This window comes from Bartonella sp. AA86SXKL, from assembly GCF_042196885.1.
On record NZ_JBHIRE010000037.1, the window covers coordinates 1 to 7405 of the forward strand.

General features: G+C 44.6%; 9 protein-coding genes. All 9 read right to left on the bottom strand.

The window, feature by feature from the left end; genetic code table 11:
• A partial coding sequence (locus tag ACFIO5_RS08895; RefSeq protein ID WP_375705257.1) for a head-tail joining protein occupies positions 1-338 on the bottom strand: 338 nt, incomplete at its 3' end.
• A 1-nt stretch (position 339) separates the two neighbouring features.
• Positions 340-1416, bottom strand: coding sequence for a major capsid protein (locus ACFIO5_RS08900; protein ID WP_375697147.1), 1077 nt, complete (start codon positions 1414-1416; stop codon positions 340-342).
• Between the two features lie 12 nt (positions 1417-1428).
• Positions 1429-1797 carry a head decoration protein gene (locus ACFIO5_RS08905; RefSeq protein ID WP_375647906.1) on the bottom strand — a complete coding sequence of 123 codons (369 nt, stop codon included), beginning with the start codon at positions 1795-1797 and terminating at the stop codon, positions 1429-1431.
• Positions 1794-2174, bottom strand: coding sequence for a hypothetical protein (locus tag ACFIO5_RS08910; RefSeq protein ID WP_375692945.1), 381 nt, complete (start codon positions 2172-2174; stop codon positions 1794-1796). The genes ACFIO5_RS08905 and ACFIO5_RS08910 overlap by 4 nt, the downstream gene beginning before the upstream one ends.
• Complete coding sequence (locus ACFIO5_RS08915) at positions 2057-3127, bottom strand: S49 family peptidase (RefSeq protein ID WP_375637129.1); 1071 nt, start codon at positions 3125-3127, stop codon at positions 2057-2059. The genes ACFIO5_RS08910 and ACFIO5_RS08915 overlap by 118 nt, the downstream gene beginning before the upstream one ends.
• Positions 3117-4673 (bottom strand): phage portal protein, encoded by a 1557-nt coding sequence (locus ACFIO5_RS08920; protein WP_375705258.1) that lies wholly within the window; start codon positions 4671-4673, stop codon positions 3117-3119. Before ACFIO5_RS08920 ends, ACFIO5_RS08915 begins: the two co-directional genes overlap by 11 nt.
• Positions 4673-4921, bottom strand: a complete 249-nt coding sequence (locus tag ACFIO5_RS08925) for a phage head-tail joining protein (protein WP_375613951.1) — start codon at positions 4919-4921, stop codon at positions 4673-4675. The genes ACFIO5_RS08920 and ACFIO5_RS08925 overlap by 1 nt, the downstream gene beginning before the upstream one ends.
• A gap of 3 nt (positions 4922-4924) precedes the next feature.
• Positions 4925-6871, bottom strand: coding sequence for a phage terminase large subunit family protein (locus ACFIO5_RS08930; RefSeq protein WP_375683221.1), 1947 nt, complete (start codon positions 6869-6871; stop codon positions 4925-4927).
• The coding region (locus ACFIO5_RS08935; RefSeq protein WP_375633857.1) for a hypothetical protein at positions 6861-7405 on the bottom strand (545 nt) is incomplete at its 5' end. The genes ACFIO5_RS08930 and ACFIO5_RS08935, both read right to left, overlap by 11 nt.

Sequence of the window (7405 nt, forward strand, 5' to 3'; positions counted from 1 at the left end):
CGCAAGATAAGCTTATACATACCGGATTCAGAGGCTTGGACATCTGTTACCACGAAGTGCTCTTGAGAGGGGGCTTTGTTATTTTCAGGAGAGATGATCACAATACTATCTTGAGGTTTTGGTGGTATTCCCCCGATGTCATTGATACAAAGATCAAGTTCCTTTTTTGCGATTGTCGTAGAGATTCTGCCACCGGCGTCCGATTCCGAATGTTTAATGGTGTAAATCGCTGTAATTTGAAACGATTGTTGATTGTCCTTTCGCGTGTAGATGACGGGCTGCCCAAAGGTGTTGCGTACATCTTTAACCATTTGATTTAGCAGCCCGTGCCATCGCATGTTATTTCGCTCCTATAACTGCTTTGAACAGCATTTCAGGACGCGTGCAAATGTAAAGCGGATAGCTATAGACCTCCGGCTTTACCCATGCATTACGGTCGTTATCAACGATCAACATGGTGTAGAGCGGTTTTCCAACCGTGTTGGCAAAATCCAAACTTTCTCCCGGTGCAAAGGTTTTTTGAAACACTCCCGGTGCATTGGCAGGCAAGAATTGACATTCATCCGGCTTAATGCCTATGGCGCGCTTTGTTCCAGCCTTCGCACTCACATTATAGTTGTGAATACTCCGGTAATTAATGAAAGTCACACCCGCAAAGTCAAAACTACCAAAGCTCCCAGAGCCAATCGAACTTGGTGTTGCAACACCTCCAGCACTATTTAAAGTTTGTGCAAGAGCTGTGTTGAGATAGGTTTCACGAATTGTTTTATGGTTTTTCAACTTGGAAAAGAATTCATTTCCACAAAGCCCAATAATGCGTGAACGATCAGAAAAAGCTCCTTTTGAAGCTTCAATCATTTTCATAATGACTTGATCAACATGGTCCGCAACATTGGTTGTCTCATTATTTAATTTAAAGTCAATCGGCTTTGGTGGTGCGATTTCCCATTCCTTGTACCAATCGACAATAACAGAGCCATCGGCATCAAGTACCACCCCTTGAACAGCGCCAAGTTGCATGTTTTCCCATGTCAATTCGATTTCAGAAATCAGTTTCTTTTGTTTTCTGGCAATATATTTCATTGCTGTCTCGAGTTGATCTTCTGTCCCAAATTCACGCCGGTTTTGGATTTCCTCTGATTTCACGGTATCACTTTTGGCAATCCGTGTTGTTTTGAAAAACCGAAGATTACGACCCTCTCTATCACCTTCTGCCAAAGGTGCGCCACGTTCACTGGTTTGAATAAGCGAAAATGTATTATCACGCCGTTCAATCCCAACCACTGTGGTACTGGTTTCAACTTCTTCAAAGAGATTAAGAGAACTTACAAGACCAGGTTGAAACTCATAGTTTTCAATGGCTTTCATCATTGTGATGCTTGAGAAAGCATCATGTTTAAAAAAATTCATATCCATGTGTGCATTCTCCTATCGCAATAGAATGTTGTTTTTGTCTTCTAAAGACTGAATGGCTGCTTTCTTTTGCTCATCCGTGATGGCATCTGGCCATAGCAGTTCAGAAGCTTTTACAGTGCATAAGCGTGCTGTAATCACGGCACGTTGATCTGCTTCTGTTGCGTCAATAGTGGCAAAAGAAATCCCCGCAGGGATTTGACTGCCATCTGCTGCTGCTGGATTAAGGGGGGTATATTTTTGTGATGCTGTAATTTTCCCCATGACAGTTCCAGCTTCAATGAATGCTCCTGATGCAAACAGCACTTCTTCATTTGACATATCGGGGTCGTAGGGTCCAAGATAAGCGCCATTGCGTACGTCGTCATAAATAATATTCGTCATTTCACTGCCCTCCAAGCTGCTTCCCATTTTGCATAAATCTTTGCCTTGCTCGTCCCATCACTATGAGGGGTATAAGGCGAGACTTTTAAAGACGCGCTTTGAGAGCTAGCAGCCGTCAACACACACTGGCGTGCTTTCTCGACACTCATACCGTTTTGAATAGCTTTTGCTGCGTCAAAAGAAACGCCTAAGTGCTTTGCTTGCCTTTCAAGGGTTGTTAGTGCTTTTGCGCGCTTTCTTTCTTTTTCAAGAGCAGCTTTTATGTTTTCCTGCTTGTCCTCATTGTCTTCATCTTCATCTTCGTTTTCTTCGTCGTCAAAGATTTCGGCGTTTTTGTCGATGTCACTATCGTCTTCGTCCTCTTCCTCGTCATTGATGATGTCGACGATCTTTTCGTCATCCTCTTCTTCAGCGCGGTATTGTGTGCGTGCCATGTGTTTTGTCCTTCTTTTTCTGTTGATGTTGGGTTTTGTGATATGGAATCCGTTAAGGCTTCCAAAGCTTGCGCAAGGGTGCCCTGCGCATCTGCTAATCCAAGCGTGATCGCTTGGGTGCCTATAAAAGTTTCTGCTTTTGTGTCACGAATTGCAGCAGCATTTAAGCGTCTGTTTTGCGCCACCAAATCGACAAACATCTCGTAGAGCAGGGCGCAATCGGCTTGCATTTTTATCTGTGCTGTATCGCTCAAGGGTTCATGAGGATTGCCATGGGTTTTGTGATCACCTTCAAAGACAAAGGTCCATTTATGCCCGTGTTTTTCATCTGCACGGGATTGGTCAAGATGGGCACAAACAACCCCAATCGAGCCCACAACCCCTGTGCGAGCTACCCATATTTGAGAAGCAGAACAAGCAATGGCATAAGCCGCTGAACAAGCAAACTCATTGGCATGTGCCCAAATGGGCTTGTCGTATTGTTTTGAGAGTGTTTGAAACTCTTCAACCAAATCAAACACACCACCGGCTTCTCCACCGCCGCTGTCAATATCAAGTAAGACAGCACGAACATCAGGTTGTGCAATGGCTTCACGAAAAGAAGCCCTTAAACCTTCATAAGAAGTCAAACCCGATAAAGCCCCAAGCCATGCACCGCGGCGTACAAGCGTGCCATGAACCGGTATTATGGCAACATTGTTTTGTACTACATAAGTTTCAGGGGGTCTTAAAGCCGTTGTATCCCCTTGCGCAAAAGCCCCAGGGGCAAACTTTTCTCCCTCAAAAAGCCGTGGAGCAAGAGCATTGAGAATAATATCAAGCTTTGTGGAGGCAAGCATGTGTGGAACTCCAAAAAGCCGTGATGCCAAAAACGGCATGTCGAGATTATTCACCATTTGTCTGCGCCTTACTGCCTTGGTTGTTTTCATAAGTCTCAGAAGTCTCTGAATCTTCATCATCAATCGCTTGATTTTCACCAGAAGGCGCTGCCATATCCGTGTCAAAAGATAAGCCGCGCGCACGAGCGTCTGTGTGCTCTTCTTGCAGTTCGGCATGAATGCTGTCGATATCAAAGCCGCGCTCGGCAAGTGCCATGCGTCGTGTTTTCAAGCCTGCACGGATTTCTTCTTTTTCCGCTGAGATATCCTTGTTTGGATCAATCATTTCAAGCGGGGGTGCAAAGCTTTCACATTGAAGCCATGGCAAGGAATTTTCTTCCCACCCTGGCAAATTGACACATCCAGAAAGCACTGCCATTTCAACAAAACGCTCCCAAACAATGCGGTTAAACTGAAAGGCAATAATATGTTCACGCCATTGTTTGACGTGCCGTCTAAACTGAATGATAGAGGTACGCACATTAGAAAAATTCCCCCGCGTAACGTCTCCAGTCACAACGGCATAAGGCATATTAAGTGCTGCACAAATTTTCAAGATATTGCGAAATTGAAAAGCCTCGTAAGAACCACCAACCTCAACAGGGGTTGAAAATGTAATTTGTTTTTCGCCATCGACCATGTTGACCGATCCAGGATAAATTTTATCCACGTCAGGTGCCTCTTCAGTCTTCTTTGGGGGCGTCGTTTGCTCACGATTTTCCTCTAATGCCGCATCATGAGATTCCTTTCCTGTAATAAACACCGCAAAAAGAGCCGCTGTCCTTTTTCGATCAAGTTCTGCATCATCATAGGATTCGAGTTGAAAGATCTTTGTCATACAGCGCGTTATTTTTGGAGAACCGCGCAATTGTCCAGCAATCCGGCGCTCTTTGATATGAATGACCATTTCAGCAGGCACACGTATGCGTTCTTGACTCTCAAAGACTGTGTTGAAAGGGCAATCATCATAGGGGTGATGTTCCCAGAAATGATAAGCAACGCGCTTACCACTGGCATTAAATTCAATCCCCATACGAATGTAATTGCCTTCAATCTCAGCCGGTCCATTGTAGGAAAGGTCCAACATTTCGGTGGGATAAACTTGTAATTGAAGCGGTACACCAGAGCGTCCGTAGAGATCAACATAATGTAATCTTACAAAGCATTCTCCGGTTAGAAAGACCTCTCGTGCAATGGTTGCTTGAAGTCCATAAAAATTGGCATCTTCATCATAGTCTGCTTCATCAACCCATTGCCACCATAAGTCTAAAAGCTTTTTCTTTTCTTCTTGAAAACCTTCAATACGAGGATAGGGTTTAATCCCATCACTAACAGCCGCAGAGACCCATTCTTCTGTTGCAGACCCATAAAGAGATTCATTGTCATAAAGCCATCTTGAACGAGCAACAATGGTATCACCGCATTCCTCAATGGCTTTATTGATATGTTTTTTGGCGGGGTCAAAACCACCCATACGGCGGCTTTTGCTTGCCGCTTCAAAATGGGGATTGTGTTGACGAGAAATTTTAAAAAAGCCCGTGAGTTTATTGATAAAGCCAGCCATTAATAGCCTCGTGATATATTAAAATAGAAAACGCGTGAACGCTTGCGCCCTTCAAGGTTGGCTATTTGTGTGTTCAGCATCTCAAGCGCTCTGCGCAGTTCCTCAACAGAGCGGTTGCTTACTTGCTTATCGCCATGGCGCACCGATTGTGCTCCCGAATAAAGAGCTTCTTCAATTTGTTCACGCCGCCTTTTTAAGTTTTCAAGTCTCTCAATTTTGCTGTTAATTGGTTCTAAAGTTTCACCCACAAATTACCTCCAATCCCCTCGCATATAAGGATTCATCATTGTTCTGAATGGCTTCTTTTGAGGCTGTGCTGTCTGAGATCTTCTTGGAGAAGGAGAGGGCACATGTTCTGATGTTGGCTGTTCTAAAGCGCCTTCAATTTTAAGTTTTTCCAGACGCTCTTCTAAGATATCAACTTCTCGATTAAGGTTTATTCCCGCCGAAATCAGACCTTGTAAAGCCGCATAAGCATAGACCCTACAGTCCAAGGCTTCGTTTCTTGCCTTTTCACTTTTTTGCCATTCAATACGCTTGAAGCCTTTGAAATATTTGATGACTTTTCTTTCAGCGGTTAGCTGGTCAAAATATTCCTGGTCAAGGCTTTTGTGAAAGTGTGTTGCACCAGCCCCTGATGCTTCAGGTCCCGATTTTTTAAACCGTGCCGTGATAATATCTTTTGCCGCGTCAACACCAACAATATAGAGATTAATCTGCCCCTTATTGTTTTTGCTTGGTCGGCGTGGCCATACCGCACGCCATCCCGCTTGCCCCTTAATGCCCCAGATACGCCGCCCTTCACGCGGGCGCACATAATTATAAACCGCCTGTGTATGTCCACCACCGGTATCAATACAAGCTGCTGTTATCCTAATCCCCTCTTTATAGCCTGGATGCGGCCAACGTTTTGCAAGATATTCATCCAGCTGGTCCCATACTTCAAAAGAAGAGGGATCACCAAGGATCACTTGATAATCAATATGCCAACTTTCTTCACTACGCCCCCATCCCACCACTTCAAGTTCCAAGCGGTCATTTTGCACATCAATGCCTGCTGTCAACACGACGGATTGTTCTGGTGCAAGGGGATAATCTTCGCGTTTTGCATAGAGGCTGTCTGGATCAACAACTTCACCTGTTCTGTCCTCCCATGGCTCTCCAAGCACTGTGTTAATAAAAACTTGCAAAAGAGCAGGGTCTTCTTTGGCTCTTAAAAATTCGCGCGCACAATCGCCCCAAGTCAGCCATGGCGAATAAAGCGCTGAAATATGGTAAGAACGCAGACGAGGCTTACTTGACTCCTGTGTTGCGATCCAGCAAGCACCGTTTTCTTCTGCCATTAAGGTGGACTTACGATGTTCGGCATGTTCATGACCACAATGCGCACAAACAAAAACAGCTTTTTCGGGGGCGCCTTTTTGCCACTTGATTTGTGACCAAACAATCGGCTGTAGTGTACCACATGCATCACAAGGCACGTTGTAATATCGCTGGTCTCCTAGTACAAAATCCTTGGCAATACGGCTTGTGTCACGGTGTGTCGGCGTGGACAATTTAAAAATTTTACGTTGAATAAAAGCAGAGGTTCGTTTTTCAGCAATTGTTACAGGATCGCCTTCATTATCGACATTCAATGGGTAAGCATCGACTTCATCCAAAACCAAATAGCGAATAGGAGAAGAACGCAATCCAGCAGCACTATTTGCTCCTGTAATCATCAATGTCCCCCCATAAAATTCCTTTGAAAACATGGTATTACCACTGTCTCTTGCACGAGCAGGAGCAATGCGTTCACTTAAAGCAGGGCTAGCTGAAATCATCGGATCAAGACGAGACTTTGACAGTTTCTTAGCGGTCTCAACTGTCGGCATCACATAAAGGGCAGGTCCTGGACTATGATGAATGGCATAACCACAAAAGTTCAATGCTGCTTCCGACATTCCAATCTGAGCCCCCTTCATCACAACCGTTGTTTCAGTCGGATCATAAACAGAAAGATTATCCATGATCTCTCGTAAATAGGGGGTACGTATAGTCCTCCATAATCCAGGCTCAGCACTCGTAACTGTGCTCAAATAACGATTTTTATCAGCCCACTGGGAAACAGTATAAGGCGGGTCAGGACGGCGTCCTTCATTCGCATAGCAAAAAAAGAGCCCAGCATCAGAGGACGAGGGCAAAGCATCACTTATCATGTTCTGGATTCTCTTCTAAAATGTTGGGATCGTGAAAAGAAACAGGGACGACATTTTCCACTAAAGCTTTGCGCATATGATGATCGATAGCTCCAATAAGGCTCGCAGCATCACATCCCACTTGCGCCGCAATTTCAGTACCAAAGCGATAGGCAAAATTGAGCATTGTATCTCGATGCGCTCTTCCAAAGTTCCATGCTTCTTTTCTCACTTCTTCACGATCAACAGTGGTTTCGCGTAACTTTTCCAGAGCAATTTTTTCTTTTGCTAGCGCAACTTGCATTCGCTCCAGTTTTATCTTGTATTCATTGGCTCCATCTGTGGAGGCTTGTTTGATCTTTGTCCGTACCTTTCCATCAGGCGCTAAAAATGGGGGTGGGCGCTTTGTTGGATTCTCATTCCAGATGGCTGTTGCAAGGGCTTCATTGACAGAACCATCTTCAAAAAGAGCCGCATCAAATTTACCTGTCTTTATCCGAGAAACCACTGCATTATGTGAAACACCCATCTTCTTCGCAAACGCACGAACCGATA